Origin of the sequence: Prosthecobacter vanneervenii, assembly GCF_014203095.1 — a bacterium.
Classification (GTDB): Bacteria; Verrucomicrobiota; Verrucomicrobiia; order Verrucomicrobiales; family Verrucomicrobiaceae; genus Prosthecobacter; species Prosthecobacter vanneervenii.
Genome location: NZ_JACHIG010000011.1, coordinates 52,748 through 78,134, shown reverse-complemented (window position 1 = coordinate 78,134; position 25,387 = coordinate 52,748). Strand labels below are relative to the sequence as shown.

Genomic DNA, 25,387 nt, shown 5'->3' with positions numbered 1-25,387 from the left:
TTTCAGCATTCTCCAAGCTTGCCACAAACCGACTGACTTCCGCAACATCTGCGTATGGTGCCGCCCATGCCGACAGCCTTTCAACCCTACGGCCCTTCTCACAAGGCGGTGCTGGTCATCACTCTGGTGCTCTTTGTCGTCATGCTTCTGCTGGCACGCACTCGCTGGGCGCACCTCTCACAGCGCCTGTTGGGCGGCGCGCTGCTGGGCCTCTACCCGGTCAGTCTCGTCATCAATGCCCTCTACGGCTCTCTCAATGCCCAGACAGGCCTCCCGCTTCAGTACTGCGACATCGCAACCCTCGCAGGCGGCATGGCCCTCTGGACCCGCCGTCCCTTCTACTGTGAGATCGTTTACTTCTTCGGCATCGCAGGCACCCTCCAGGGTCTGCTCACGCCGGCGCTGATCTATGAGTTCCCAGACCCGCGTTTTTTCATGTTTTTCGTCATTCACAGCGGGGTGCCAATCGCGGCATTTTACGTCGTCAGCGCCATGAAAATCCGCCCTCGTCCCTGGGCCGTGCCCCGCGTCATGCTCTTCTCACTGGCTTGGTACGCCTTGGTCGCCGTGGTCAATCTCGTCCTAGGCACCAACTACGCCTTCCAGTGCGCCAAGCCGGTCCACGCCAGCCTTTTTGACAAACTCGGCCCCTGGCCGTGGTACAATCTGAGCACCATGCTGGTAGGGCTGGTCTTTTACTCCGTCCTCTACCTCCCCTTCGTCCGCCGGAACCGCACCCTCCCGGCCCCTCAGCCCCTCCCCCGGTCCGCCTGACCGAGATGTCGCTTTGCATTTCCAAATTTGCCCCCATAATCGCGGCCCCTCCATTCCCACCCCCCAGCCCAGCTTACGAAAAATGAAAACCCCAGCATGGACCACCGAAGACAGCGCCGAGCTTTATGGCATCCGCGAATGGGGTCATGAGTATTTCGACATCTCCAAAACGGGCGAGGTCGTCGTCAATCTCAAGGATGGCAAGAAAATCAAGCCAGTCTCCCTGGCCTCCATCGTCAAAGGTTTGCGCGAGCGCGGCACCCAGCTCCCCCTGCTCATTCGCTTTGGTGACCTGCTTCGTGGCCGCATCGATGAGCTAAACGAAGGCTTCGCCTCCGCCATCAAAGAAGGAAAATATCAAGGCGTCTATCGCGGCGTTTACCCCATCAAGGTGAACCAGCAGCAGGAAGTGATTGAGGAGATCACCCGCTATGGCCGCAAGTACCACTACGGCCTCGAAGCCGGTAGCAAGCCCGAGCTCATCGCCGCTCTCAGCTACATGCACGATCCTGAAGCCTACATCGTCTGCAATGGCTACAAGGACGAGGAGTTCATCGACCTCGCGCTCAACGCGCAGAAAATGGGCCTGCAGGTCATCCTCGTGCTCGAAATGCCCACCGAGCTCGACCTCATCCTCGAGCGCTCGGAAAAGATGGGCATCCGCCCCACCCTCGGCGTCCGCTTCCGCCTCAGCGCTGAAAGCGCCGGCCACTGGAGCGGCTCCGGCGGCGACGCCAGCGTCTTCGGCCTGAACATCTCCCAGCTCATGCACGTGGTGGATCATCTGCGGGATAAGGGCATGCTCGACTGTCTGCGCATGCTGCACTACCACCAGGGCTCTCAGATCCCGAACATCCGCGCCATCCGTCAGGCCGTCACCGAGGCCACGCGCGTTTACGTCGGTCTCGTCCAGGAAGGCGCGCGCATGGGCATCCTCGATCTCGGCGGTGGTCTCGCCATCAGTTACGATGGTCTCAAAGGCGCCACCGAGGCCAGCAGCAACTACGGCACCAAGGAATACTGCGCCGACATCATCGAGGCCATCACCGAAGTGACGGCTGAGGCCGGTGTTCCCCACCCCGACCTCATCACCGAGTCCGGCCGCGCCATCGTGGCCTATTACTCCGTCCTCATCATCAACATCCTCGACATCAACCGCTTCGAGCCTCGCAAGAGCGTCGCTGAACTCGAGCTCGACAAGGACGCCCCGCCCCTCCTGCGCAATCTTTACGAACTCCGCATCGATGCTGAAAAGCATGCCACCAAGACCTCCCGAGACCGCCTCCAGGAGATCTACAACGACGCCATCTACTATCGCGACAAGCTCCGCAGCGAGTTCAACTACGGCAAGGTCAACCTCCGCGAACGCGCCCATGGCGAAGAGCTCTACTGGGACATCCTCACCTGGGTGTCCAAGATGCTCGAAAGCTGCGGCCATGATGGCAGCCAGATGGACCGTCTGGACACCGTCATGACCGATTTCTACTACGGCAACTTCAGCGTCTTCCAGAGCCTGCCTGACCTTTGGGCCATCGACCAGATCTTCCCGGTCATGCCGATCCACCGCCTGAAGGAGAAGCCCACCCGCAACGCCGTGCTCTCAGACATCACCTGCGACAGCGACGGCAAAATCGACAAATTCGCCCACTCCAGCGGCATCAATCCCACTCTGCCGCTCCACGATCCGCAGATCGAGAAGGGCCACGAGTACATGCTCGGCATCTTCCTTGTCGGTGCCTATCAGGAAACCCTCGGCGATCTTCACAATCTCCTCGGCGACACCAATGTCGTCAGCGTCCGCGTGGAAAACGGCAAGGTGAAATACAGCCGCGAGCTCGAAGGAGACAGCGTCTCCGAGGTGCTCACCTACGTGGAGTATGATCCCAAAGACATGCTCACCCGCTTCCGCAACCTCGCCGAAAGCGCCGTCATCTCCAAGCGCATCACCGCCACGGAACGCCGCGAGATCATGGAGCGCTTCGAGGCCGGCCTGCGCGGCTACACGTATTTCGAGAGCTGATCCTCAGCCTCACATAAAAGTCACTTTCCGCAGGATCGCCCGCTGCAGCATCTCCAGATACTGCACACAGGGGATCTCATGCCCGCCAAACATCGCCAGATGTGGTGTGGTCCACTGCGTGTCATGCAGCAGGAATCCACGTTCGTGCAGACGTCGTTGCAGGTAGGTCAGCGCCACCTTGGACGCCTGCGGCTCGCGGCTGAACATCGACTCCCCAAAAAACGCCCCCCCGATGCTCACGCCATACACCCCGCCACGCAGCTTGCCATCCCGCCAGACCTCCGCGCTATGGGCAAACCCCAGCCGGTGCAGCTCCTCGTAAGTATCCATGATGGTGTCCGTGATCCACGTGCTCTCACGGTCCGCACATCCGCGGATCACATCGCCAAAGGCCGTGTTCCACCGCACCTCAAAGGGGTGCTGCTTCAGGTAGCGCTCAAACCTTTTGGGCACATGAAAATCCGCCACAGGCAGGATCCCCCGCATCTTGGGCCTGTACCATGAGATGGACCCGTCCTCCTCCCCCATCGGGAAGGCGCCCTCGCAGTAGGCATTTAAGAGGTCCACAGGCTCGATTCGCTGCATGCTCCAGTCTTGAGTTCCCGCTTTAAAGTTTCAAGCCGTGTGATTCAAACTTTGAACTTTAGCCCCGAAACTTTACACTGAGGAAGAGTGAACCTCGCCAATCAGATCACCGTCTTCCGCATCCTGCTGATCCCCGTCTTCATCGGGCTGGTCATCTACTACGGCGACAGCGCCCGCAGCGAACACCCGGATGAGGCCCTGCGCCGCTGGGCTGCGGCGGTCTTTGGTATCGCCTCCATCAGCGACGCCTTGGATGGCTGGATCGCCCGCCGGTTCAATCAGCGCACCCGCTTCGGGGCCATCATGGACCCCCTCGCGGACAAGCTTCTCATGCTCGCCGCCATCATCCTGCTCAGCTTCACCGCCTGGCGGCAGCATTTCCCCCTCTGGTTCCCCATCCTCGTCATCGGGCGCGATCTCCTCTCCATCGGCGGTGCCTTCATCATCGACCACTTTGCCGGAAAGGTGCAGATCCACACCCACTGGACCGGCAAAACCGCCACTTTTGCCCAGATGGCCGCCATTCTGTGGATCCTCCTCGATCTCAAGCCTGAATGGCTCATCTGGCCTACTCTCTTCGCGGGTTCCTTCACTGCCCTCTCTGGAATCATCAATCTGGTGGACGGCTACCGCCAGCTCCAGTCTGCGGGTCACGATTGACGCGGGGGTCTCACCGTGCTCCTTGAGCAATGCTCAAAACCGTCGCCATCGTCGGACGCCCCAATGTGGGCAAGTCCGCGCTCTTCAACCGCCTTGCCGGCAAAACCATCTCCATCGTCCACGACCAGGCCGGTGTGACTCGGGACCGCATCGTTGCGCAGTGCCGCCGCGGCCCGGCTTGGTTTGAGATCATGGACACCGGCGGCATCGGCGCCAGTACGGACGACGTCCTCACAGACCAGGTCCAGACGGAGGCCTCCATCGCCCTCGATGTGGCCGACCTGCTCCTCTTCGTCGTGGACGTCGTCGATGGTATCACCACCATCGACCAGAGCCTCGCCCGCGAGCTGCGCCGCACCAACAAGCCCGTCATCCTCGTCTGCAACAAGGCCGACTCCCCCAAGCGCAAGCTCAATGCCGGTGAATTCGCCCGCTTCGGTTTCGCAGACACCGTCGAGGTCAGCGCCGCGCACGGTCTCGGCATCGATGATCTGGTGTCCCTCATCTCCACCCGTCTCGATCTCAAGGAAACCACCGAAACCGAGGAGGCCATCGCCCGCCAGAACTCCCGACCGCTCAAGCTCGCCATCGTCGGCCGCCCCAATGCCGGCAAATCCTCGTTGGTAAACGCCATCCTCGGCCAGGATCGTGCCATTGTCAGCGACGTCGCCGGCACCACCCGCGATGCCCTCGACATCAAGGCCACCTACAACGGCAAGCACTACCAGCTCATTGACACCGCAGGCATCCGCCGCCGCTCCAATCTCGACACCGTCGTCGAGATCTCCAGCGTGGACCGCAGCCTCCAGAGCATCAAGCGCGCCGACCTCTGCCTCCTCGTCATCGACTGTGCCGCCGGAGCCAAGATGCAGGACCGCAAGATCGCCCAGATCATCCTTGAAGAGCGCAAGCCCTGCATCCTCGTCATGAACAAGTGGGACCTTTTCCACCCGGACGCCAAACAGAAAGACCGCATCGAGCATCTGGACGAGATCATGCGCCGCGAGTTCTTCTTCCTCAACTACGCCCCGCTCGTGGCCATCTCCGCCAAGAACAAGGACCATATCGGCAAGCTCTTCGTGCAGATCGAAAAAGTGCGCAACGGCGCTCAGAACCGCATCAGCACCGGTGCTCTCAACCGCCTGCTGGCCAACGCCATCGAAAACACTCCCGGCGCTCTCGGCCGAAGCACCCACAGCTTCAAGCTCCTCTACGCCACTCAGGTGAATGAAGCCGAAGGCTTCGCCATCCCCGTCCCGCACTTCGTACTCTTCGCCAACCGCGCCTCCAAGCTCACCGAAAGCTACATGCGCTATCTGGAGAAAGTCATCCGCGACGAATGGGACGCCCCTGGTGTTCCATTCAAGATGAGCGTGCGCGGCAAAGGCCCCAAGAACGCCAGGTAGCCGCCTGCTTGTCAGATGCCTGCCTGCCTTTGGACTTTGGCACTCGTGGCTTCCATGCCATCACGATGCTGACTAGGCTGCCGTATGCCTACCATCCAGACCACCACCGTCGGCTCCTATCCTGTCCCCGAATGGCTCAGCGCACTCCCCAGCGAGGCCGCCGTCATCGACGCCACCCGCGTGGTCTTCGACACCCAGCGCCAGGCCGGCATTGATCTACCCACAGATGGCGAGCTCTACCGCTTTGATGTCAACCATCCCGACACCAACGGGATGATCGAATACTTCGTCCACAAGCTCGGTGGCATCGACAGCAGCGTGGGTCGTGCGGACGCCGCCGCATTCCGAACCAAAAACGAAATGGCCTTCCGCAGCAAGCCCGCTGCGGTGGTTCGCGGCCCCATCACCGAAGGCGTTTTGAATCTTCCCGAAGACTGCGCCCGTGCAGCCAGAGTGGCCGGAGGTGCATTCAAGTTCACCCTCACCAGCCCCTACATGCTGGCCCGCACGCTGCTCGACACTCACTACCACGATTTCGCAGCCCTCAACATGGCCATCGCCGATGCCCTCGCTGCTCAGGCGGCCGAACTCCAGTGCGACTGCGTGCAAGTCGATGAGGCCAACATCCCCGGCAATCCCTCAGACGCCCCCATCGCCGCCGCTGGCATCAATCGCGTGCTCGACGCCGTCAAAGGCACCAAGGCCGTGCACTTCTGCTTTGGCAACTACGGCGGCCAGACAATCCAAAAAGGAGAATGGGCCGCACTCATCGCCTTCCTCAATTCCCTGCGTGCCGACCATCTCGTTCTCGAGCTCGCCCATAGGCCCGCCACCGACCTGGACGCCCTCAAAGACTTAGACCCAAAAATCGGCGTCGGCCTCGGCGTCGTGGACATCAAGGTCAACCACATCGAAACCGCCGATGAAATCGCTCGCCGCATCGAAGCTGCGGAAAAAAAACTCGGCTCCGGCCGGGTTGGGTTCATCCACCCAGACTGCGGCTTCTGGATGCTTAAGCGAAGCGTGGCTGATCGAAAAATCGCGGCTCTCGCAAAAGGACGTGACAGGTTCGAAGGACGGTGATTGCATGCACTCACCTGCCTATGAAGCGCTTCTTTCTCCTGTCCTCGGTGCTCGCCCTGGCCTCATGCGCCAGCTTCATCAACATGCACCGCATGCACGCGGCGCAAAGCAAACTGCAGGCCACACGCACCCTGCAGCAGTCCGGCCAGTGGGACGCCGCTCTTGAAATGGCCGAACGCATGCACTCCAGCGTGGCCAAAACCATCCAAAGCGCCCCCACTCAGAAAAGCCCCGGTGGCAAGGTGGACCTCCGCCCCCTCCTTACCGGCTGGGAAAGCGGTCCCTTTGCAGCCCTCAAAACAGCGCTGCAAAAGCACGACGCCAAAGCCTCCACTGCCGCCTTCTCCTCCCTCCGCCAGCAGTGCATGAACTGCCACACCGTGATCGGCAAAGCCGACCTCAGGCTCAAGGAGATCCCGTAGCTTAGATTGGTTCTTGCTCGTTTCTGGTGAAGAATTATCATCGCACATGACCGCATCTGTTCTTCGTCAGGCATTTCTGCAATTGCCAGCCACTGAGCAAGCATCATTGCTGGATGAGCTAATCATCGACTCATGCGATGCCGCATGGGAAGCTCGACTTGCTGGCGAGATGGAAGACCGGGTGGATGCAGTCGAGCACGGTGAGATGAAACTGCATTCTGCATCGGATGTTTTGACCGAGCTCAGAGGCATGTCGCGTGCATGAAGGTGCTATTCACGGATGCTGCTCGCGCAGAGTCGCTGGAAGCTTTCTCTTACTACCAGGAGCGCTCAGCAAAAGCTTCGGCCCATTTTCTGCAATGCCTTGAAGCCGCCACATCATGGTTGTCCCGGTATCCGACCACCGGCAAGCCGCTTTCGCGTCGGACTCGACGCTATCTGATGCGGACATTCCCATATTTAATTATCTACCGGATTCTTGAAGAAACAGTGTGGGTGGTTGGCGTAGTTCACGAAAAGCGAGACCCACGAAACTGGCGTAGCTTGTTGTAGCACTCACGCCAGCCCAAACAGCTTCTTCAGCGCCGCCTCATCCGCCCTCGTGGCCAGAATGAAGCTCTGCTTGCCGTCGCTCCAGCTGGCCATGTTCCAGTTCTTGCACGACTTAAACTGTGGCTGCAGTTGCGGCGGCACGTTGGACATGCCGTCATTGTTCATCACCACCAGGTGGGCTTCCTTCCCGGGCTCAATCTCAAAGCAGATGATCGAGGCCGAGCGCCCGGCCACCTTGATGCACTTGCAGGCCAGCACAGGCATGGCCCCCACCTTGCCGGGCAGATGCTCAGGCGCAGGTGACTGGTCAGCCACCAGCATCTTTTTGATGGCCTCAAAGTCACGCGACAGGTGCACCTTGGACACGCCATATTCCACCTTCGTCACTGCGGCAAGAGACTCTGCCTGCCATCCAGGCATGTTGCTTTCCACCGGCCACAGCAGCGTCCAGCCCAGCGCAATAGCAGCAGCCGCCGCAGCCAGGGTGGGAATCATCCATCGCATCGGGCGTCGCGCAGGCTTCCGCGCATTTTGCAAAATGCTTTCGCGCAAACCCGCAGGCACCGTTGCCGCAAAGACCTCGGCCACCTGTTCATCAAACGCCGTGCGCTTCTCCAGCCACGCACCCAGCTCGGGATCGCTCTCCGCCATCGCACGCGCCTCCGGCGACGCATCCTGCGGACGGAGCGTCGTGGCGTCGAGTTCGAGTCTGGCTTCTTCGCGGTTCACGATGCGGTGATGGGGATGATGTTGGTAGGAGTGCTTTTTTCGAGGCGATGCAAAATGGCACGCAGACTGTCCTTGGCGCGGGAAAGTCGGGACATCACCGTGCCGATGGGCACGCCCAGCGTCTCGGCGATGTCGCGGTATGATAGCTCTTTGAGATAAAAAAGCACCAGCGGAGCACGGTAGTTCGGTTCCAGTTCTTCCAGCGCGGTCTGCAGCGTGGCGCTGTCCACACGAGGGTTTTCGCCATCGTCCTCCTTCTGCGTGGCACCATGCACCTCGGGCTCAAACTCCACCTCCTCGTACTTCTTCTCCCGCCGCGCGATGGCCAGCCACTCACGGTAGATCGTGGTAAAGAGCCAGGTCTTCACCTTGGAGGCATCTCTGAGGGTATGCCCCTTCTTTGCCCATTGCAAAAAGGTCTGCTGCACAAGGTCCTGCGCCGTCGCCTCGCGTCGGCTCATGCTCAGCGCAAAGCGGTAGAGCCCCTGATAGTGGGCATCCACGATCTGCTCAAAGCTGGGCACAGGATCAGTCACGCAGCGAGGTATCGTGCGGGTTGCAGGCAGTTCAATGCCGAATTGAAGGGCGAGTTCCATGAATTCATGGGCGGGAGATGCAGGTAGGAGGCGGCACCGCGGCGTTTATTCCCGGCTTTTCAAAATTTTTTTCGGCGCAGCAGCAGCTCATCCACAGAAAGCCTGCCCGGTCCAAAAATGAAGACGGTCATCGCAGCCAGCAGAAAGAGAAAAGGCGGTGCCGTCACAAAGGAGTCAGGATCCGACCAGATCGTTTTGACCACATCCAGATGCGCCGTGCCATAAGCCACCAGCATGGTGAAAATGAGCGGCACACAGGTCATCCGGGAAAAAAGCCCTGCCAGCAGCAGCAGCCCGCCAAGACACTCCGTTCCGCCGGCCAGGTAGGCGTTGAGCTTCGGAAACGGAATGCCCAGCTCGGTGAAAAAGGCCGTGGGCGCGCTGATGTCGCTCAGCTTGCCTTTCCCCGTCTGGAAAAACTGCCATCCCCAGTAGAGGCGGATGCTCAGGAGAAAAGGATTCGGCAGCCAGCTGGCGGCACGGTCGAGAAGAGAGTTGGCAAGTGTCCAGGGTTTCATGATTTGCGGGGGGAGTTTTTGACGAACCAGCCGAGCTGGGAAAATTCGGTGAACCAGTCTCGGATCTGCACTGGCCAGTCAGTCTCAGCGCCGGCCTCGGCCAGCGCGGCCTCGATGGCCTCGGCCAGCGGCAGACCATCCCTTAGTGCGCAGAGCAGGCCATGGGCCTCGGGAGCCAGCCGTTTGAAGTAAAGCTGGTTGTCATGGCGGTGCACCGCCAGATGCACACGCTCACGCCTGAGTCTCGGCGCTTTCCCCACTTCCGCTCGGGCCGGTGCTTCCGACACAGCCTGGCTGGCGGATCCCCGCACATCAGCATCTGCTTTTTTCAAAGCCGTGATGAAGTGATCCACCGCATGCTCGGTCTGCAACAGCACCACACAGGGCTGCACCCCCAGTCGCAGCGTTGCGGGATCCTGTCCCAGCAGATCATCCACAGGCACCGGCTTTTTCTGTGCCTCATCAAAGGCCAGCGTCTGCGCCCATTCCACCCGGGCAATGTCTCGCGCCCTGGGCTCTGTGATGAAAGCAGACAGCTCGCTCCCCAGATTCCTCAGAGTCCATGACGTGCTGGGATGCTGCGCCAGGTAGTCCCGGCAGAGCTGATGAAATCGACGCTCGCCCAAAAACGCCCGTAGTGCCGGGTAGTCATCGTAAAGACAGTCCAGCAGCCGAAACCAATATTGCCGCGCATAGATCTCCAGCCGCTCAAATCCGCTCATACGGTCATTCGGCGCCATGAACTCCGCCTGCGTCCCCTTCCGCAGCCGATCCTGCTTCGTCAGCGGCTGCATCAGTGCGGCAGCCATCGTGCGCTGGAGATGGCGCAGATCTTCATTCGTTCGTAGCTTCTCAGACGGCGTGTGCATGCTCATGCAAATAAAGGTTGGCTTTCAGCGCTTCGGCATGGACCTCGTCAAAGCTGGGAATCTTGTCGTCCCACTCCAGCAGCGTGGCGGTCCTGCCGCATGCTTGGATCGCAGCCGCATAAAGTTCCCACACAGGATCCGGCACCGGATGATCATGCGTGTCGAGGATCACGTGGTCCAGCCGCGTGTGCCCGGCAATGTGGATCTGCCCCACGCGATGGTGCGGCACAGCTCTTAGGTACTCAAAAGGATCAAACCCATGATTTTGCGACGACACATAGATGTTGTTTACATCCAGCAGGATGCCGCAGTCGGCACGCTCCACCACTTCGTTGAGAAACTCCCACTCCGTCATCTCATTCTGGGTGAATTCAGCGTAGCTGCTCACGTTCTCCACGCAGATGGGCACCTCCAGAAAGTCGCGCGCCTGCCGTATTTTTTCAGCTGTGTGTCTGGCCACGCTCATCGTGTAGGGCATGGGCAGCAGGTCGTGCGAGCACCGCCCGTCCAAGCTTCCCCAGCAGAGATGATCAGAGAGCCACGGTGTATTCGTGCGCTTCACCAGCCGCTTCAGTTTTTTCAGATGCTCCCGGTTCAGCGGATCGGCATTGCCAAAGTACATCGACACCCCATGCTGCACCACGCGGTACTGCTCCAGAATGCTGTCCAGAATCTCCAGCGGCCGCCCGCCATCGACCATGAAATTTTCGGAGATGATCTCAAACCAGTCGCACACCGGTTTCTTCTCCAGGATGTGCCTGTAGTGCGGCACTCGAAGCCCAAGACCGATGCCGAGATCAGTGTGGCCGTTGTGTGGGTTGGCAGGCATGGAAAAAAAGAACGTGAGAAGAATTCAGAATGACGAATGGGTGGGAGCACGCGAACGCTTGCACACCCCCACCCATTCAGCCTGGGGGGATCAGGGCTTCTTCGGCATGGTGTTGCAGCCGCCTTTGCCCTTGCAGGAGTTCTTGCCCTTGCAGCCGTTGTCACCGGACTTGCAGCCGCCCTGGCCCTTGCAGTCGTTGTGTCCCTTGCAGGTGTGCTGGCCCTTGTCTGCCATCTTCTCGATGGAGACGCCAAGGCTGGCGGCCTTCTGCGTGGTGGTGGTCTGGGCGGCGTAGGCTCCGGAAAGGAGACCGGTGAAGGCGGCGGCGGCGATGATGTGCTTGGTGCTCATGGCAGTGATGGTATGCGTTGTATTATTTGGAGTTCCGGCAGGCCGGGTGGTTCCGGCCATCGCAGCGTGTGAGCACCCGCCCCGGCGATTATTCCCACAGACCTGAACTTTCTTTTAGCAGGGGGCGGAAAGGCCTGCTTTAGTGCCCGCCTTCGCGTGGGCCTGCACCACGTCCTCCCTTCTCCATGGCATCTCCCAAGCACATCCACCTCATCGGCATCTGCGGCACCGCAATGGGCTCCACCGCAGTCGCGCTACGCGCTCTCGGCCACACCATCAGCGGCTCAGACAGCCAGGTCTATCCGCCCATGAGCGACGTGCTGCGCAACGCAGGCATCACCGTCACCGAAGGCTACAAGCCGGAAAACCTTCCCCTCAATGCCGATGTCTATGTCGTCGGCAACGCCATCTCTCGTGGCAATCCCGAGCTCGAGGCCCTGCTGGAGAAAAAGCTTCCTTATGTCTCCATGGCAGAGATGCTCAAGCGCGAGGTCATTCAGGGCAAACGCAGCTTCGTCATCAGCGGCACCCACGGCAAGACCACCACCACCACCATGCTCGCCTGGATCTATGAGCACGCGGGCAAAAACCCTGGCTTCATGATCGGCGGCGTTCCCGAAAATTTCGACTCCGGCGCCCGCTTCACGGACTCCGACCTCTTCGTCATCGAGGGGGACGAATACGACACCGCTTATTTCGACAAGCGCAGCAAGTTCCTTCACTACCTGCCCGAGTGCGCCATCGTGAACAACATCGAGTTCGACCACGCGGACATCTTCCGCGACCTCGATGAAATCCTGCTCTCCTTCCAGCGCTTCCTCAACACCGTCCCACGCAACGGCCTCGTGCTTATCAATGGAGACGACCCAAACTGCCTCAGCCTGCGCGCCAAATGCCCCGCCCCGCTCAAGACCGTGGGCCTCGGCACAGATTGTGACTTCCGCATCACCATCACCGGCACCACGCCTGAAAGCACCCAGTTTGCTATCAACGGCGTCGCCTTCGAAGTCCCCATGGTCGGCGAGTTCAATGCACGCAATGCAGCCATGTGCGTCTGCGCCGCCCGCTTTGCAGGATTGAGCGATGACAAGATCCGCGCCGGCCTTGAGAGTTTCCGTGGCATCCGCCGCCGCCAGCAGGAGCGCGGAGAGGCCCACGGCATCACCATCATCGACGACTTCGGCCACCACCCCACCGCCATCCGCGAGACCCTGCGCGGCCTGCGCCAGCGCTACGCCGGACGCCGCCTCTGGGCCCTCTTCGAGCCGCGCTCCAACACCAGCCGCCGTAACGTGCTGCAAAACGAGCTGATCGACGCCCTCACCGAAGCCGATGGCTCTGTCATCGCCGCCGTCGCCAATCCTGAGAAGGTAGCCGCAGACCAGCGCCTGGACACCGCCAAGGTGGCCGAATCCGTCACCGCCCGTGGCAAGCCCTGCTATTTCGATGCCAGCACCGACGCCATCGTCAGCCGCCTCAAGCAGGAAACCCGCTCCGGCGATGTCATCGTCGTCTTCAGCAACGGCGGCTTCGACGGCATCCACGACAAGCTCCTCAAGACCCTCTAGCCAGAAGCCGTTGACACTGCTTTTCAGATCTACGGCAAAGCCGCTCATCGGCTTGGCAAACAACTGTCAACAATAGTCAACAACGGTAAACCACCGTCAACGGGCCTCCGGCCCTAGTACACGATCTCCACCTCGTCCCCTACGCGCACCTGGGTAAAGAATTCCTTCGCCTTTTCATACGGCAGGCGGATGCAGCCATGCGAGGCTGGCTGCCCAGTCACATAGCCACTGTGCAGACCGATGGCGCTGCAGTTCAGGCGCATGAACCACGGCATGTTCACATGATACAGCGTCGATACATGCGAGGTATGCTTGTCCGTGATCACGTAGCGCCCGGCCGGGGTGCCATAGCCCTCACGTCCGGTGGAAACCATCGTGTGGTTGATGATGCGCCCCTGCTTCGTCACCCAGGCGCGCTGGCTGGAAAGATCCACCGTCACCAGAATGTCCGGCTCAGAGTCAGGGTCGCGACCTAAAAGCACGCGCATGAGGAAGAGGTAGCCCTGCGTAGCGGCAAAGTTGATCGGGTAGCGGTGATAGCGTGTGGTGCCCATCCCTGGCCTGGCCCCTGCACGCATCAGGGTTACAGCTCCTTCCACATCACCGCGTGCGGCACAGCAGATCAGTGGGGTGATTCCCCGGTCGCTCTCCATCGCATTTCGCAGATCCTTGATGGTGCAGCGGTCGATGACCTGCTTCGCCACCGGTGTGTTAAAGCGCGTGTTGGGGTCCGCTCCAAATTCTAGCAGTGCTTTCAGCACCGGGGCATTCCGTCGCAGAGACGCCAGCGCGATAGGCGGCTGCTTTTCATGTGCTGGCTGATTCATGTCCACCCCGGAAAGTGCCAGGACATACACACAATCTGCACGCCCCATGCGCACCGCTGCACACAGCGGCGTATCCCCGCCCAATGTCTTTTCATGGGGGGAGATGCCCATCGCTATCAGTCTTGCCAGATGCTGGGCGTCATCATTCAGCACTGCCTGGTAAGCCTGCGGCAGAGCGTCCGTGCGTGGCATCAGCCGGGTCCAGTGATCTGCGATGGGATCGACGATGGGTCGCCAGACTGGAGCCTGCACCACGATGGTTTTAGGCTGCACGGGATTTTCGGTCTTCTTGGCCACCGCCATTTCTGGGTCCTTCTTCTCAGCCTTCGGCACGGCAGGCATCATCTTTGCTTTTGCAGCCTCTTCAGCGCGCCGGAGAGCTGCCTTGTCAGCACCAGGCGTCACAGGCGCAGGCCTCACCGGGCTGAACTCAGCATTAGCAGGCAGGGCAGGTCTTACCTCGGCCCCGTGCTCGCCGCCTCGTCCATGCCTCAGCTTTCCAGTCTCAGGCTGTGCCGCCAGCACATTGACACGAAACAGCTCATGATTCTTCAGCAAATGGATGATGCCGCTGCACATCCCCACCCCGACCAGCGGCGGGAGGATGCATGCACCTAACATGTTGAACCACTTGCTTTTCATTTTTGCGTCACAGGCGCGCCATCCATAACAAAAATGATATAGGTGTCGAGCCCATATTTAGTCAGCGGGTATCATGCCACCCCAAAAATGGCTTTCCGCCGTTTTGAAGCCGCCAAATTAAGGCGGTTCAGCAAACTTTTATGGAAATTCCAGAATTTGCTATGAATGTGCTTGATGGTCATGCGGCCCAAAACATCAGCATCTCAGCACTCGCCCTTGCTGCGCATGCTTTTGGGTGCGTTTTGTTTCTGCACCCTGCCATGCAAGGCCATCGTTTTTGAAGCCACGGGAGACCCCGGCCACAACACTACAGCACCCACCGGTGCCTTCGCCAATTCAGGCTGGCAGTACGAGGGCACCTATGGCTCTTACCTCGGCACCATGATCGCGCCGCAGTACTTCATCACCGCACAGCATATTGGCACTCAGGGCACCACCTTCACCTCCAGCGGCATTTTCAATGGTGGTTCGGACATCACCTACAACATCGACACCGCCGCCAATGGCGGCCTCGGCTACTGGGACATCTCCGGAACCGACCTGCGCCTCTTCAAAATCCAAGGCACCTTCTCCACCTACGCTCCTCTCTACACAGGCTCCTCGGAGGTGGGCATGACGATGGAGATCAATGGCAGAGGCGGGCCCAGGGGTGCGGATGTCATCGTCGGCGGCACCTTGCAGGGTTGGGAAGCCACCTCTCCGGATGGCGTCGCTCGCTGGGGCAGCAACACCGTCAGCAGCATCTACTCCAGTGCTGTCGGAAATCTCCTCACCGCCACCTTCAGCGCCAGCGGCACCGCAGAGGAGGCCACTCTCTCCAACGGCGATTCCGGTGGCGGAGTCTTCGTCAATGACGGCGGCATCTGGAAACTCGCCGGCGTAAACTACAGCGTGGACGGCATGTTCGACACCAACAACACCGTTGGAGACGGCTCGGAATTCAATGCCGCACTGACAGATCGTGGCGGTTTGTATCAGGGCTCCGATGCCTTCGGCTGGACCTTCATCCCCCAGCTGCCCGTGGACAATCCTTCCAGCATGTACGCCTCCCGCATTTCCACCAGCTCTGCGGAGATCATGGCGATCACCGCAGTGCCAGAGCCCGGCTCCGCCTTGCTGGCCATGCTCGCCCTTTCTTTCGCGGTCTTCCCGCGCAGGCGGATCACGCGGCGGGCTTGAGTTCCGCAAACACCAGCCTCCCGGCGCTCGTCGGCAGGGTTCCAGACACCACCACATCCACCGTCTGTCCGATCAGGGAGGCCGCGTTGTTCACCACGATCATCGCTCCGTCCGGCAGATAGCCCACTGCCTGGTTTTTATCCTTCCCAGGTTTGGTCAGCGGCAGCCGCAGTTCATCTCCCACTCCCAGCTCGGGATTTAGCGCCGCAGCCAGCTCTCGCAGACTCAGCACTGTGATGCCCCGCAGGCGCGCCACTTTTGCCAGATTGTCATCACTGGTCAGCAGGCGCGCATTCAGCTCCCTTGCCAGCGTCACCAGCCGCACCTCCACAGGCATATCCGCCATGCCGTCCTCATGGATGGAAACCTTCATCTCAGGCCGGGCACGCATTTTCTCCATCATTTCCAGCCCTCGTTTCCCGCGCAGCGTTAACGCTGGTTCGGCAGAATCCGAAAGCCGTTGCAGTTCATCCAGCACACAGCGCGGCACCACCACGGCTCCGCTTAAAAAGCCAGTGCCGAAAACACCGGGCAGCCGGGCATCTATGGCCGCATCCGTGTCCAGCAGCACAGGCTCCCCCTCAGAACCGTCACGGCGGAAGCGGATGTATGGGATCAGAAAGGCAAACTGGTCGCGGTCACTGCGCAGCGCAAAGGTGACTCCGAAAAACGCCAGCGTTCCATAGATGCAGATCTCCACGATGTTTTGCAGCGCCACGCCCTCCTCATGGTTTTGAAAATACGCCAGCTGAAACACCCCGATCCGCGTGATCAGCCACGCGCAGAAAAGACCCACCGCCAGCCCCAGCGTGGCATGGGAAAAATCCCTTAGCGTGAACTGCGCCAGAATCACGTCCAGTACCATCAGCATGCCCATGAAAACCGCCCCGCTCACCGCCCCTACCCACGCATCCTGCTGCAGCCCCAGGGCAATGGCGATGCCAATGAAAACCGAGAACGCAAAGAAAAGCGCACGCACGAGGCGGATGGGCCAGGATGTTTTCATGGGAAATTCACCATGATTAAAAGGGCAAATGCCAGCCCGGGCAAAAAGATTCTCCCCATGAATGATTTCTCACTGCCTGAAGGCCAGCCCACCTCTTCGGGTGAACTGCAGCTCCACTCCGGCGGCCGCAAAGGCCATTCCCATCTCTTTTTCCAGATCGGCCACACTGCGCCCCACCAGAATGCACTCTCTCACAGCATCCCCCTCCTCCATGCCTTGCTCCATCGCCATCAGCAGGGCCTGCACGCCAGCGCCATCTCCAGCACGGTCCAGATAGCACAGGTAAAAAGTTAGCAGCATGGACGAGGCACGGTTCTCGCTCGCCACCGGAGTGTCCTGCCCTGCAGCCCATGTTCTAGAGTCCATCGCCAGCAGTTCAGCCAGGTTCAGCACTCCAAACCTCACCGCCTTCCCCATCTGCCGCGCCCCTGCATTTCGCAGGCTTTGCCTGAGCTGCTCCATGATCTGCGCCGGAGATGTCCGGGCATTTTGCCCTTCCTCAGATGGCAGCAGCTCCGCCATCAGCCATGTCGGCTTAATCCTTCCAGGTGTCTGCACCTGCGGCACAGCTCCTTTTGCGGGTGTCGTTGATGCCACGACGGCTGGATGACTCTTCCTCAGCCCATACGCCTGCCCGGATGACTCAACCGTCTGCAGCGGCGACTTCAGGCTTCGCGCCTCCACCAGCGGAGACTCGCGCATGGCCATGGCCCCGCTCGGATTAGGCGTCTCCCTCTTCAGCCACAGCACAAAGGCGGTCACGCCTGATGCTGCGGTGAGCAATATGGCCGAACGCAGCGTCATCAAAACGCCCCTCCCCCCACTCCGCCGTCGTTTGCGAACGAGTTCGGTTTGGTCCACCAGCACCATAGGGGCGCAACTGGGAGCGATGGGATGCATGTCACTGCGGTACTGACCGGGCAAAGCACTCAGCGGTCAAGCATACCGGGCTAAGTCATTCCTCACATCCCCTCTCACATCCGCGTCTCACTGCATCATCGCCTGAGCCTTCTCGGCCATGACTTCCTCGCCCCGGAATGCAGCCAGCGCCGGCCTCCTCAATTGGGGGTCTTCATCCAGCGTCCGCTCAGCCAGTTGCCGCGCCAGCCTCACCAGCCGTGTATCCGCCAGCAGCTCCCCAAACAGCAGTGGAGCTTGGCCGCTCTGCGCGTTCCCCAGCACATCCCCCGGCCCGCGCCGCCGCAGATCCTCCTCGGCAATTTGAAAGCCGTCGCTCGTCTCCTCCATGATCGCCAGCCGCTGCCGGTTTTCCTCATCTTTGTCATCCACAAACAGCACGCAATAGCTCGTATGCGCCCCGCGTCCGATGCGTCCTCGCAGCTGATGCAGCTGTGCCAGCCCAAAACGCCCCGCGTCATGAATGAACATCACCGTCGCATTCGGCACATCAATGCCCACCTCGATCACCGTCGTGGAAACCAGCGCGTCCAGCTTCCCGGCCCGGAAGCGCTTCATCACATCCTCCTTCTCCTCCGCGCTCATCCTCCCATGCAGCAGCCCCACCTCGCACGGAGCCAGCAGCTTGGACCACTCCTCATGCCCCTTTGTCGCCGCGCCAGCTTCCAGCTTCTCCGACTCGTCGATCAGCGCATACACAATATATCCCTGCCGCCCCTCCTCGATCTGCTCCCTCAGAAACTTCGCCGCTTCCTTCAGCTTCGTTTTCGGCCTCACCTTCGTGATGATCTTCACTCCGTCGCGCGGCCGTTGGTCAATCGTCGAGACCTCCAGGTCTCCGTAAATCGTCAGCGTCAGCGTACGCGGGATCGGTGTCGCCGTCATCACTAGCACATCCGGCGTATCCCCCTTGCGGATCAGCTTCGCCCTCTGCGCCACGCCAAACTTGTGCTGCTCGTCGATCACCACGATCCCCGTGTTGTGCATCAGCTCCTCATCATGCAGCAGCGCATGCGTGCCGATCACGATCTCCGCTTTGTCAGAGCTTCGCTTTCCTCGCATCAGCTCCAAACCTTCCCCATCCTCCCGTTTCGATCCCGTCCTCAGCGCCACCCGCAGCCCCAGCGGTTCCAGCCACTTGCGCGCATTCCGCGCATGCTGCTCCGCCAGAATCTGCGTGGGTGCCATCAGCACCGCCTGCCGTCCGGACTCCACCGCCCGGAGCATCGCCGCAAACGCCACCACCGTCTTCCCGCTGCCCACATCCCCATGCAGCAGCCGGTTCATCGGATTCCCCGACGCCATGTCCTTGTGGATCTCTTCCAGACAGCGCATCTGCGCCGCCGTCAGCTGGAAGGGCAGCTCGTTGAAAAAGTCCTTCAGCAGCTCACCCGTTCCGACCTGCCTGCGCCCGCCTGACTCGATGACCTGTCTCTTTCTCCGCGCCACGCGGAGCTGATATCCATAAAACTCCTCCAGCGCCAGGTAGCGCTTCGCCTGCTCCAGACTCTCCGCGCTCGTGGGAAAATGCACCTCCTTCAGCGCCTTCGCACGCGACATCCCGGCAAACTCCCCCTCCGCGCTTGGCGTCGGCAGCAGATCTTCCACAAACGCATCCGGCAGCCCCTGCAGCACATGCCACACCGCCACCCTCAGGGCCTTCTGCGTCATGCTGCCTCTCAGTCGGTACACCGGTGTGATGCGCCCCGTGTGGATCTGCTCCGCATCATCATCCGCTCCACCTTTGATGATCTCATACTCCGGGTGTGCCATGCTCAGCCGGCCCTTCGTATCCTTGATCACGCCATAGACGATCAGTTCCTGCCCTTCCGCCAGAACCCGGCTCATGAAGGGCATGTTCCACCACTTCAGCGTCAGCTGCTGTCCCAGCAGCCCTGTGGCATGCTGCACCACCGCCTCAAACACGCCCGACCGACCACCAAAGAACTTGGTCCCCGTCTTGGTCACCAGCACATGGTGGCACGCAGGCTGCAGTCCCGCCTGAAACGCCAGCGCCTGCATCTGCCGCCGGTCCTCATGCCTGAAGGGCATGTGCCACACCACATCCGCCGCCGTCTTCACCCCCTCCTTGCCCAGCAGCCTCGCAGCATGCGCTGGCAGGCCGGGCACTTCAGAAAGGGAAAGGTCGAGTGGGATCACAAGAGTGAGATGGAATGCAGGATCGACGCTGTCAAAGACGATCTCGGTTCAAGGCACCGCCTTCTCCATCACATAATCATCCATCACAAACCCGCTGCCAATGTCACTCACCACATCCTCGGTGAATCGAAACCCCGCACGCAGATAGGAGCGGATAGCGCCGGCATTCTTCTTGTTCACCCGCAGCCGCACGATCTTGCACTCCATCTCACGGGCCCGTTCCTCCGCCCAGCGCAGGGTAAATACCCCCAGCCCATGCCCATGCACCTCGGGCAGCAGATACAGCTTGTTGATGAAAAGCACGGGCTCAAACAGCTGCTTCTCAAAGGAGATGTATCCCACCGGCCTCGGCCCTGCCACCTCCACCAGCGCATACCACACATCGCGCGCCTGCATCTCATGCGCCATCGCCCCCGGCTGATACCAGATCGAAAGCATGTAGCGGATCTGCGCCTCGCTGATGATGCCCGGGTAATACGCATGCCAGATTTCATGCCCCAGCCGCTGCACCACTGGCAGCTCAGCGGGCCCTATCCGCCGCACACGCGCCGCCAGCGCACTGCGCGGTTGCTGTTGGATCGTGTTCACGGCATGCAGCCAGGTCTCTTCGTCCCTTGCGGGCGAAAGCCGATGCAGATGGGCGGCTATCTCCTCCTGTGTCGGCTCCACCACCTGCTCCTCACGGATCTGCCGCTGATCTGCGGGAAATTCCGCCTCAGGCAGAATCAGCCGCGCCAGATGCCAGCACGCCCAGGCCCGCCAGGTGCGCAGCTCCTTGTTTGGCTCCACCATCCGAGTGGCCAGGTGCTGCCAGTGCCGTCGCGGATTGCCAATAAACTGTCCCTCCACCCGGTGCTGCATGATCCACACCAGCGCCAGGTAAGGCAGCGGCCATTTCGCCAGGATCGGCTCATCCGCCGCCAGCGGCAGGGAAAGCGCGCGGTTGATCAGCAGAATGCTCTTTGCCGGAAATCCCTCTCTCCAAAGGCTCTGCGCATAGTGCAGCGCCACCTCGTAAAACCTCGGCCCGCGGTCATGCTGTAGCGCCTGGATGTCATGATGGTCATAGTGCCGATTTTCCTCCGGCAGCATCGGACAGGGCGGATTGATCCATGCGGTGTGTTTCACATTATTTCTCCTCCCATGCCATCGCACGTCCCAGTGCCCGTTTCCAGCCTTCCGTGATCCGGCTGCGCATTCCCGCCTTCATCGTGGGCTTAAACTTGCGGTCCACCTGCCAATGTTTGGCAATGTCGGCCACGTTTTTCCAATACCCCACGGCAAGTCCCGCAAGACACGCCGCGCCCAGTGCCGTCGTCTCGTTCACCTTTGGCCGCACCACCGGCACCCCGAGAAGGTCGCACTGCATCTGCATCAGCAGGTTGTTCACGCTCGCACCTCCATCCACCCGCAGCTCCTTCAGCTTGATCCCCGCATCTGCCTCCATGGCCTTCAAAATATCCATCACCTGCAGCGCGATCCCCTCCAGCGCAGCTCGTGCGATATGCGCCACCGTGGTGCCGCGCGTCATCCCCACCAATGTGCCGCGCGCATAAGCATCCCAGTGCGGAGCGCCTAGCCCCGCAAACGCAGGCACCAGATACACGCCGCCCGTGTCAGGCACACTCGCAGCCAACGCCTCCACATCTGCCGACTTCCGGATGATGCCCAGCCCATCTCGCAGCCACTGAATCGCCGCTCCCGCAATGAAAACGCTCCCCTCCAGCGCATACTCCGTGCGCCCGTCGATCCTCCACGCCACCGTGGTCAGCAGCTTGTTTTTGGACGCAATGGGTTTCGTGCCCGTGTTCATCAGCATGAAGCAGCCCGTACCATACGTGTTCTTCACCATCCCGGGCTTCGTGCACACCTGCCCAAACAGCGCCGACTGCTGATCCCCCGCGATTCCCGCGATGGGAGTCTTACCACCCAGCAGCGTCGTCTCGCCAAACACCCCGCTGGAATCCCGCACCTCCGGCAGCATCGAGCGCGGCACACCAAAAATTCTGAGCAGCTCTTCATCCCACGTGCCCTTGCGGATGTCATACAGCATCGTGCGCGAGGCATTGCTCACATCCGTCGCATGCACTTTGCCGCCGGTCAGGTTCCACAGCAGCCAGGAGTCGATCGTGCCAAAGGCAAGCTCCCCCTTTGCCGCACGCGCCTTGGCCCCCTTCACATTCTGCAAAATCCACTGCACCTTCGTGGCGGAAAAATACGCATCCACCACCAGCCCCGTTTTCTTCTGGATCAGCTTGTCCAGCTTCTGGGCTCGCAGCTTGTCGCACATCGGTGCCGTGCGCCTGTCCTGCCACACGATCGCGTTGCAGATCGGCTTCCCCGTTTTGCGATCCCACACCACCGTCGTCTCCCGCTGGTTCGTGATGCCGATGGCGGCCACATCCCCAGCCTTCGCACGCGCCTTGTGCAGCACCTCCGCCGCCACCCCGGCCTGCGTCGCCCAGATTTCCTGCGCATCATGCTCCACCCAGCCGGGCTTTGGAAAGATCTGCCGGAATTCCTTCTGCGCCGTGGCCACAATGCCGCCGTCATGATTGAAGAGAATGGCGCGGGAGCTGGTCGTGCCCTGATCGAGAGCGAGGATGTATTTCATGGTTAATGCAGATGTTCCCAAGCCCTGCGCGCAGAGTCAATGCCTTACAAACTCTCAGGGAACCTGTAGCTGGCATTTTTCCCCATGAATGAATACTTTCGGGCGGAAAGCATCCAAACCACTGTCATGCAAGCCCCCCCTGAATCCGTAGCGCCCGCTCCAGCGACCCGCGCGCGCTCCACCAAAAAAATCATCCTCATCACCCTCGCCGTCATCCTCGGCTGCGCGGGCATCGCCGCTGCCACCGGCGCCTTCTGGGTCAAGCACACCTTCTACCCCTCCCCCATGAAGCCGGTCAGCCTCACCTCCACGGAGCAGGCCGCCTTCGACAACAAGCTTCAGGCCCTCAACAACCCTGCTGCCATCCCTCCCGATGAGGCAAACCGCACCATCATCATCAATGAGCGCGAAGTAAACGCCTACCTCGCCCAGCAGCAGCTCGGCGAGAGCGTCCAGGTCCAGTTTGCCGAAGGCCAGGTCTCCGCCGCCATCATCCTCGCCGCCCCGCCGGATTTCCCGATCATGCCCAATCAAAAAATCCGCCTCCGTTTCACCTTCGGCACCAGCCTTACCCCGGCTCACAAGCTCTCCCTCAAGCTCGACGACCTCAGCCTCGGCGGCATTTCCCTTCCCAATAGCTGGATCGGCGACATCAAAGGCCTCGACCTCATCGCCGCCAATGTCGAATCCGACCCCGCCCTCCAAAAATTCGTCGCCGGCATCCAGTCCCTCGACATCCACAACGGCACCCTCCGCCTCGTGCTGAACAAGTGACCCATTGAGCCTGACATTGAGGCATCCGTTGGCACATTTTATCTAGCTCAGTCCAGGCGCAGCCTTGCCATTGGCTCCTGGAAGGAGCCCGGAAATTAGCCGGTGGTGAAGCGAGGCTTTGCGAGCGAGAACCACCGGACTCAGGATAACCGATGTTCAAAGCCAAGGCCGCATGCCGGAGGTATGCGAGAAGTCTTCAGCGATCCAACGCAAACGAGAAGCAAGAACAAGACCCCACATGGGAGAACGCGAGACCGCAAATGCCCCATGACGCCCATACCTAGTACGAGCCTCAAACAAAAAGCCGCAGCGGATCTCTCCCCTGCGGCTTTTTTGTTTCATCAAATCAACCCGGTCACTTCTTAGCGTCAGCTTCAGCCAGGATCTTCTTCGCCTCCTCGGCGCCGATCTCTCGCACCTGCAGGTTCCTCCAGCGAATCTCACCGCCATGCGTCTGCAGCATGATCGGCCCCTTCGCAGGCAGCGGCTTCGTGCGGTCATAGTAGTTTTCCATCACGTTGCCATCCACCACCAGCTTGTCATTCAGCCACACCCACGTGCGTGCCCCGATCTGGCGGATGCGGAAGCTGTTCCACTCGCCAAAAGGCTTGTCCGCCACCACCAGAGGGTCACGTCCCGGCGTATCAGGAGTGTTGTTGAAAAGCCCTCCCGAACCCAGATGAGGTCTGCGCGTTGGCTTCGCCGGATCAAAGACCTGGTTCTTGTCCCAGATCTGCACCTGCGGCACCCCGCGCAGATAGATGCCGCTGTCAGCACCCGCCACGGTTTTATACTCAATGAGGAATTCCATGTCGCCAAACTCCTGCTCCGTGGTGGCATACGGACCGTGGCCGTCATTGACCAGTTCGCCATTTTCCACCTTCCAGAAGGTTGCGAATTCCTCGCGCATCTTCTTCAGCGCAGCCTCCTTCTTCTCGCCTGCCAGTTTGACGACAGAGTGAGGATTCAGCCCGTACCAGCCGGTCAGATCCTTGCCATTGAAGATCGGCTTGAATGCGGAGTCCTCCGCACGGGCCACGAGACAAAACGCCAGCGCCAGGCTGCCAAGAGTAAGTGTGTTAAGTTTCATGATCGTAAATGCAGATTGCCGGGTGTGGGTTATTTCGCCTGCTTGAGCTTTGCGATGAGGTATTCGTTGATTGTCTTGTACTTCACGTCTGTGGCACCAGGGTAAACGACGTCACAAGCCACACCTTTTTCTTTGCAGTGTTCCTGCAGCTTTACGCCGAAGTTGGCAGTATGCGTGGGGTCCTTCTGCTCCTGTCCGATGGCTGGTGCGGAGCTGAAATAACAGTACACTGGCGGATCATCCGTGCTCACCAGCGCATAGGGCGAGTATTCATTGATCCACGGCAGGATGCGCTCACGCGCGGCCACAAAGTCATCGAAGTTTTTGAACTCGCCCGCCTTGCTGAAGGCATGACCACCATAGCGGCTGTTCGGCGTCCATTCGCGCATCTGCTTTGGGTCCAGCGTCGTCTGCGGACCATTCACCGCCGCGGTCAGCAGGCGTGTGGACTCGCGCTTGATCGGATCGCTGCTCTTCGGATCCGCCATGTCATCATGAAAGGCCAGCCACAGGCTGCTGCAGGCCCCGGCCGAACCGCCGCTCGCGGCAATGCGTGTCTTGTCGATGTTCCACTCCGCAGCCTTGCTGCGCACCGTCTGCAGCGCCAGCGCCGCATCCGTCAGCGGGGCCTTCACCGGTGGCACCACATCCTGCGCCTGCGAGATGTAGCGGTAGTTGATCGACACCACCGAGATGCCTTCCTTCAAAAACGGCTCCACCGAGATGCCCTTCTTGTCTCCACCCATCCAGCCACCGCCATGGATGAAAAACAGCAGCGGCGTCGGCTTGTCAGACTTCGCCTGCCAGAAATCCAGCACGTTCCGCTCAAACGGCCCATACTTAAAATCCGCCACCATCGGCGGCGGATTCTTCGGATAGACCTTCTTGGCCGGAGCTTTTTTAGCAGGAGCCTCAGCCTTCTTCGCCGGAGCATCGGCGGCTGAGGCAATGGAAACGAGCAGGAGGAGAGACAGAGCGAGTTTCATGGAGCAGTTAGAACGCATCTTATGAGACCGAATTCGCTATTTTCTCGTTTTTGTCTCTAGTTCCAAGAGACGCTTAACTTTACGGCTGTCATGTCCGGACCCAGTTCCAGCGTGAAAGAAGTCGCCCCTTCTTTGCCCCGTCCAACATATTCGCGTCCTCCATCGTCTAAGTCTGTGCGCTCCGCTTGATCCAAATCTGGAACCCGCGTCAGCCAGGATTCAACACTCG

The 25,387-nt window shown here is 60.3% G+C and carries 26 protein-coding genes; 11 read left to right on the top strand and 15 right to left on the bottom strand.

Annotated features, from left to right (window positions below; all coding sequences use genetic code 11):
- Positions 1 to 66: 66 nt before the first annotated feature.
- On the top strand, positions 67 to 774 hold the full coding sequence (locus HNQ65_RS21365) for a YwaF family protein (RefSeq protein WP_184342840.1): 708 nt from the start codon (positions 67 to 69) through the stop codon (positions 772 to 774).
- A gap of 82 nt (positions 775 to 856) precedes the next feature.
- On the top strand, positions 857 to 2,794 hold the full coding sequence (speA, locus tag HNQ65_RS21360) for a biosynthetic arginine decarboxylase (protein ID WP_184342839.1): 1,938 nt from the start codon (positions 857 to 859) through the stop codon (positions 2,792 to 2,794).
- A 9-nt stretch (positions 2,795 to 2,803) separates the two neighbouring features.
- Here speA and aat read toward each other — a convergent pair whose 3' ends face one another.
- Positions 2,804 to 3,379: a leucyl/phenylalanyl-tRNA--protein transferase gene (gene aat / locus HNQ65_RS21355; protein ID WP_184342838.1), complete on the bottom strand. Its 576-nt coding sequence runs from the start codon at positions 3,377 to 3,379 to the stop codon at positions 2,804 to 2,806.
- Positions 3,380 to 3,466: 87 nt separating this feature from the next.
- Between aat and pgsA the strand changes: the two genes are divergently transcribed.
- The 6 genes from pgsA to HNQ65_RS27115 all read left to right on the top strand — a co-directional run bounded on the left by pgsA (position 3,467) and on the right by HNQ65_RS27115 (position 7,502).
- Positions 3,467 to 4,039: a CDP-diacylglycerol--glycerol-3-phosphate 3-phosphatidyltransferase gene (pgsA, locus tag HNQ65_RS21350; RefSeq protein ID WP_184342837.1), complete on the top strand. Its 573-nt coding sequence runs from the start codon at positions 3,467 to 3,469 to the stop codon at positions 4,037 to 4,039.
- 29 nt (positions 4,040 to 4,068) lie between these two features.
- On the top strand, positions 4,069 to 5,445 hold the full coding sequence (gene der, locus HNQ65_RS21345; protein ID WP_184342836.1) for a ribosome biogenesis GTPase Der: 1,377 nt from the start codon (positions 4,069 to 4,071) through the stop codon (positions 5,443 to 5,445).
- 84 nt (positions 5,446 to 5,529) lie between these two features.
- Positions 5,530 to 6,528, top strand: coding sequence for a cobalamin-independent methionine synthase II family protein (locus HNQ65_RS21340; RefSeq protein WP_184342835.1), 999 nt, complete (start codon positions 5,530 to 5,532; stop codon positions 6,526 to 6,528).
- Between the two features lie 20 nt (positions 6,529 to 6,548).
- A complete protein-coding gene (locus HNQ65_RS21335) occupies positions 6,549 to 6,950 on the top strand; it encodes an outer membrane protein assembly factor BamD (RefSeq protein ID WP_184342834.1) in 402 nt (133 codons plus the stop codon).
- Positions 6,951 to 6,996: 46 nt separating this feature from the next.
- Positions 6,997 to 7,215, top strand: a complete 219-nt coding sequence (locus tag HNQ65_RS21330; RefSeq protein ID WP_184342833.1) for a hypothetical protein — start codon at positions 6,997 to 6,999, stop codon at positions 7,213 to 7,215.
- Positions 7,212 to 7,502, top strand: coding sequence for a type II toxin-antitoxin system RelE/ParE family toxin (locus HNQ65_RS27115; RefSeq protein WP_184342832.1), 291 nt, complete (start codon positions 7,212 to 7,214; stop codon positions 7,500 to 7,502). The genes HNQ65_RS21330 and HNQ65_RS27115 overlap by 4 nt, the downstream gene beginning before the upstream one ends.
- 3 nt (positions 7,503 to 7,505) lie before the next feature.
- On the opposite strand, the gene HNQ65_RS21320 is transcribed toward HNQ65_RS27115, so the two are convergent.
- The 6 genes from HNQ65_RS21320 to HNQ65_RS21295 form a co-directional block, all read right to left on the bottom strand.
- Positions 7,506 to 8,231, bottom strand: coding sequence for a hypothetical protein (locus HNQ65_RS21320; RefSeq protein WP_184342831.1), 726 nt, complete (start codon positions 8,229 to 8,231; stop codon positions 7,506 to 7,508).
- Positions 8,228 to 8,827, bottom strand: a complete 600-nt coding sequence (locus HNQ65_RS21315) for an RNA polymerase sigma factor (protein ID WP_184342830.1) — start codon at positions 8,825 to 8,827, stop codon at positions 8,228 to 8,230. Before HNQ65_RS21315 ends, HNQ65_RS21320 begins: the two co-directional genes overlap by 4 nt.
- Positions 8,828 to 8,886: 59 nt before the next feature.
- Complete coding sequence (locus tag HNQ65_RS21310) at positions 8,887 to 9,345, bottom strand: DoxX family protein (protein WP_184342829.1); 459 nt, start codon at positions 9,343 to 9,345, stop codon at positions 8,887 to 8,889.
- A complete protein-coding gene (locus tag HNQ65_RS21305) occupies positions 9,342 to 10,214 on the bottom strand; it encodes an HvfC/BufC N-terminal domain-containing protein (protein WP_184342828.1) in 873 nt (290 codons plus the stop codon). The genes HNQ65_RS21310 and HNQ65_RS21305 overlap by 4 nt, the downstream gene beginning before the upstream one ends.
- Positions 10,198 to 11,043: an MNIO family bufferin maturase gene (bufB, locus tag HNQ65_RS21300; protein WP_184342827.1), complete on the bottom strand. Its 846-nt coding sequence runs from the start codon at positions 11,041 to 11,043 to the stop codon at positions 10,198 to 10,200. The genes HNQ65_RS21305 and bufB overlap by 17 nt, the downstream gene beginning before the upstream one ends.
- A gap of 90 nt (positions 11,044 to 11,133) precedes the next feature.
- The gene (locus tag HNQ65_RS21295; RefSeq protein ID WP_184342825.1) at positions 11,134 to 11,394 is read right to left on the bottom strand and encodes a hypothetical protein; all 261 of its coding nucleotides are present in this window, start codon (positions 11,392 to 11,394) and stop codon (positions 11,134 to 11,136) included.
- A gap of 185 nt (positions 11,395 to 11,579) precedes the next feature.
- On the opposite strand from HNQ65_RS21295, the gene mpl reads away from it, so the two are divergent.
- Positions 11,580 to 12,962, top strand: coding sequence for a UDP-N-acetylmuramate:L-alanyl-gamma-D-glutamyl-meso-diaminopimelate ligase (gene mpl / locus HNQ65_RS21290; protein ID WP_184342823.1), 1,383 nt, complete (start codon positions 11,580 to 11,582; stop codon positions 12,960 to 12,962).
- Between the two features lie 113 nt (positions 12,963 to 13,075).
- On the opposite strand, the gene HNQ65_RS21285 is transcribed toward mpl, so the two are convergent.
- The gene (locus HNQ65_RS21285; RefSeq protein WP_184342821.1) at positions 13,076 to 14,410 is read right to left on the bottom strand and encodes a L,D-transpeptidase family protein; all 1,335 of its coding nucleotides are present in this window, start codon (positions 14,408 to 14,410) and stop codon (positions 13,076 to 13,078) included.
- Positions 14,411 to 14,656: 246 nt separating this feature from the next.
- On the opposite strand from HNQ65_RS21285, the gene HNQ65_RS21280 reads away from it, so the two are divergent.
- Complete coding sequence (locus tag HNQ65_RS21280) at positions 14,657 to 15,610, top strand: trypsin-like serine protease (protein ID WP_343076579.1); 954 nt, start codon at positions 14,657 to 14,659, stop codon at positions 15,608 to 15,610.
- On the opposite strand, the gene HNQ65_RS21275 is transcribed toward HNQ65_RS21280, so the two are convergent.
- The 5 genes from HNQ65_RS21275 to glpK all read right to left on the bottom strand — a co-directional run bounded on the left by HNQ65_RS21275 (position 15,594) and on the right by glpK (position 22,308).
- Positions 15,594 to 16,616, bottom strand: coding sequence for a PIN/TRAM domain-containing protein (locus HNQ65_RS21275; RefSeq protein WP_184342817.1), 1,023 nt, complete (start codon positions 16,614 to 16,616; stop codon positions 15,594 to 15,596). The two genes, HNQ65_RS21280 and HNQ65_RS21275, sit on opposite strands and share 17 nt — an antisense overlap.
- Before the next feature lie 69 nt (positions 16,617 to 16,685).
- Complete coding sequence (locus HNQ65_RS21270) at positions 16,686 to 17,378, bottom strand: hypothetical protein (protein WP_184342815.1); 693 nt, start codon at positions 17,376 to 17,378, stop codon at positions 16,686 to 16,688.
- Positions 17,379 to 17,603: 225 nt separating this feature from the next.
- Positions 17,604 to 19,694, bottom strand: coding sequence for an ATP-dependent DNA helicase RecG (gene recG, locus HNQ65_RS21265; protein WP_184342813.1), 2,091 nt, complete (start codon positions 19,692 to 19,694; stop codon positions 17,604 to 17,606).
- 48 nt (positions 19,695 to 19,742) lie between these two features.
- Entirely contained in the window at positions 19,743 to 20,822 is a 1,080-nt protein-coding gene (locus HNQ65_RS27040) for a GNAT family N-acetyltransferase (RefSeq protein ID WP_184342811.1), read from the bottom strand.
- Position 20,823: 1 nt separating this feature from the next.
- On the bottom strand, positions 20,824 to 22,308 hold the full coding sequence (gene glpK, locus HNQ65_RS21255) for a glycerol kinase GlpK (RefSeq protein ID WP_184342809.1): 1,485 nt from the start codon (positions 22,306 to 22,308) through the stop codon (positions 20,824 to 20,826).
- Positions 22,309 to 22,434: 126 nt separating this feature from the next.
- On the opposite strand from glpK, the gene HNQ65_RS21250 reads away from it, so the two are divergent.
- Positions 22,435 to 23,082 (top strand): hypothetical protein, encoded by a 648-nt coding sequence (locus HNQ65_RS21250; RefSeq protein WP_184342807.1) that lies wholly within the window; start codon positions 22,435 to 22,437, stop codon positions 23,080 to 23,082.
- A gap of 355 nt (positions 23,083 to 23,437) precedes the next feature.
- On the opposite strand, the gene HNQ65_RS21245 is transcribed toward HNQ65_RS21250, so the two are convergent.
- On the bottom strand, positions 23,438 to 24,172 hold the full coding sequence (locus HNQ65_RS21245; protein WP_184342805.1) for a 3-keto-disaccharide hydrolase: 735 nt from the start codon (positions 24,170 to 24,172) through the stop codon (positions 23,438 to 23,440).
- Positions 24,173 to 24,201: 29 nt separating this feature from the next.
- Positions 24,202 to 25,158 carry an alpha/beta hydrolase gene (locus tag HNQ65_RS21240; protein WP_184342803.1) on the bottom strand — a complete coding sequence of 319 codons (957 nt, stop codon included), beginning with the start codon at positions 25,156 to 25,158 and terminating at the stop codon, positions 24,202 to 24,204.
- Positions 25,159 to 25,387: the final 229 nt, after the last annotated feature.

Bases quoted from the DNA above. Each gene is read 5' to 3' on its own strand.
- HNQ65_RS21365 (WP_184342840.1), top strand. From the start codon at position 67: ATGCCGACAGCCTTTCAACCCTACGGCCCTTCTCACAAGGCGGTGCTG.
- speA (WP_184342839.1), top strand. From the start codon at position 857: ATGAAAACCCCAGCATGGACCACCGAAGACAGCGCCGAGCTTTATGGC.
- aat (WP_184342838.1), bottom strand. From the start codon at position 3,379: ATGCAGCGAATCGAGCCTGTGGACCTCTTAAATGCCTACTGCGAGGGC.
- der (WP_184342836.1), top strand. From the start codon at position 4,069: ATGCTCAAAACCGTCGCCATCGTCGGACGCCCCAATGTGGGCAAGTCC.
- HNQ65_RS21340 (WP_184342835.1), top strand. From the start codon at position 5,530: ATGCCTACCATCCAGACCACCACCGTCGGCTCCTATCCTGTCCCCGAA.
- HNQ65_RS21335 (WP_184342834.1), top strand. From the start codon at position 6,549: ATGAAGCGCTTCTTTCTCCTGTCCTCGGTGCTCGCCCTGGCCTCATGC.
- HNQ65_RS21330 (WP_184342833.1), top strand. From the start codon at position 6,997: ATGACCGCATCTGTTCTTCGTCAGGCATTTCTGCAATTGCCAGCCACT.
- HNQ65_RS27115 (WP_184342832.1), top strand. From the start codon at position 7,212: ATGAAGGTGCTATTCACGGATGCTGCTCGCGCAGAGTCGCTGGAAGCT.
- HNQ65_RS21315 (WP_184342830.1), bottom strand. From the start codon at position 8,827: ATGGAACTCGCCCTTCAATTCGGCATTGAACTGCCTGCAACCCGCACG.
- HNQ65_RS21310 (WP_184342829.1), bottom strand. From the start codon at position 9,345: ATGAAACCCTGGACACTTGCCAACTCTCTTCTCGACCGTGCCGCCAGC.
- HNQ65_RS21305 (WP_184342828.1), bottom strand. From the start codon at position 10,214: ATGCACACGCCGTCTGAGAAGCTACGAACGAATGAAGATCTGCGCCAT.
- bufB (WP_184342827.1), bottom strand. From the start codon at position 11,043: ATGCCTGCCAACCCACACAACGGCCACACTGATCTCGGCATCGGTCTT.
- HNQ65_RS21295 (WP_184342825.1), bottom strand. From the start codon at position 11,394: ATGAGCACCAAGCACATCATCGCCGCCGCCGCCTTCACCGGTCTCCTT.
- mpl (WP_184342823.1), top strand. From the start codon at position 11,580: ATGGCATCTCCCAAGCACATCCACCTCATCGGCATCTGCGGCACCGCA.
- HNQ65_RS21285 (WP_184342821.1), bottom strand. From the start codon at position 14,410: ATGTTAGGTGCATGCATCCTCCCGCCGCTGGTCGGGGTGGGGATGTGC.
- HNQ65_RS21280 (WP_343076579.1), top strand. From the start codon at position 14,657: ATGCTTTTGGGTGCGTTTTGTTTCTGCACCCTGCCATGCAAGGCCATC.
- HNQ65_RS21275 (WP_184342817.1), bottom strand. From the start codon at position 16,616: ATGAAAACATCCTGGCCCATCCGCCTCGTGCGTGCGCTTTTCTTTGCG.
- glpK (WP_184342809.1), bottom strand. From the start codon at position 22,308: ATGAAATACATCCTCGCTCTCGATCAGGGCACGACCAGCTCCCGCGCC.
- HNQ65_RS21250 (WP_184342807.1), top strand. From the start codon at position 22,435: ATGCAAGCCCCCCCTGAATCCGTAGCGCCCGCTCCAGCGACCCGCGCG.
- HNQ65_RS21245 (WP_184342805.1), bottom strand. From the start codon at position 24,172: ATGAAACTTAACACACTTACTCTTGGCAGCCTGGCGCTGGCGTTTTGT.
- HNQ65_RS21240 (WP_184342803.1), bottom strand. From the start codon at position 25,158: ATGAAACTCGCTCTGTCTCTCCTCCTGCTCGTTTCCATTGCCTCAGCC.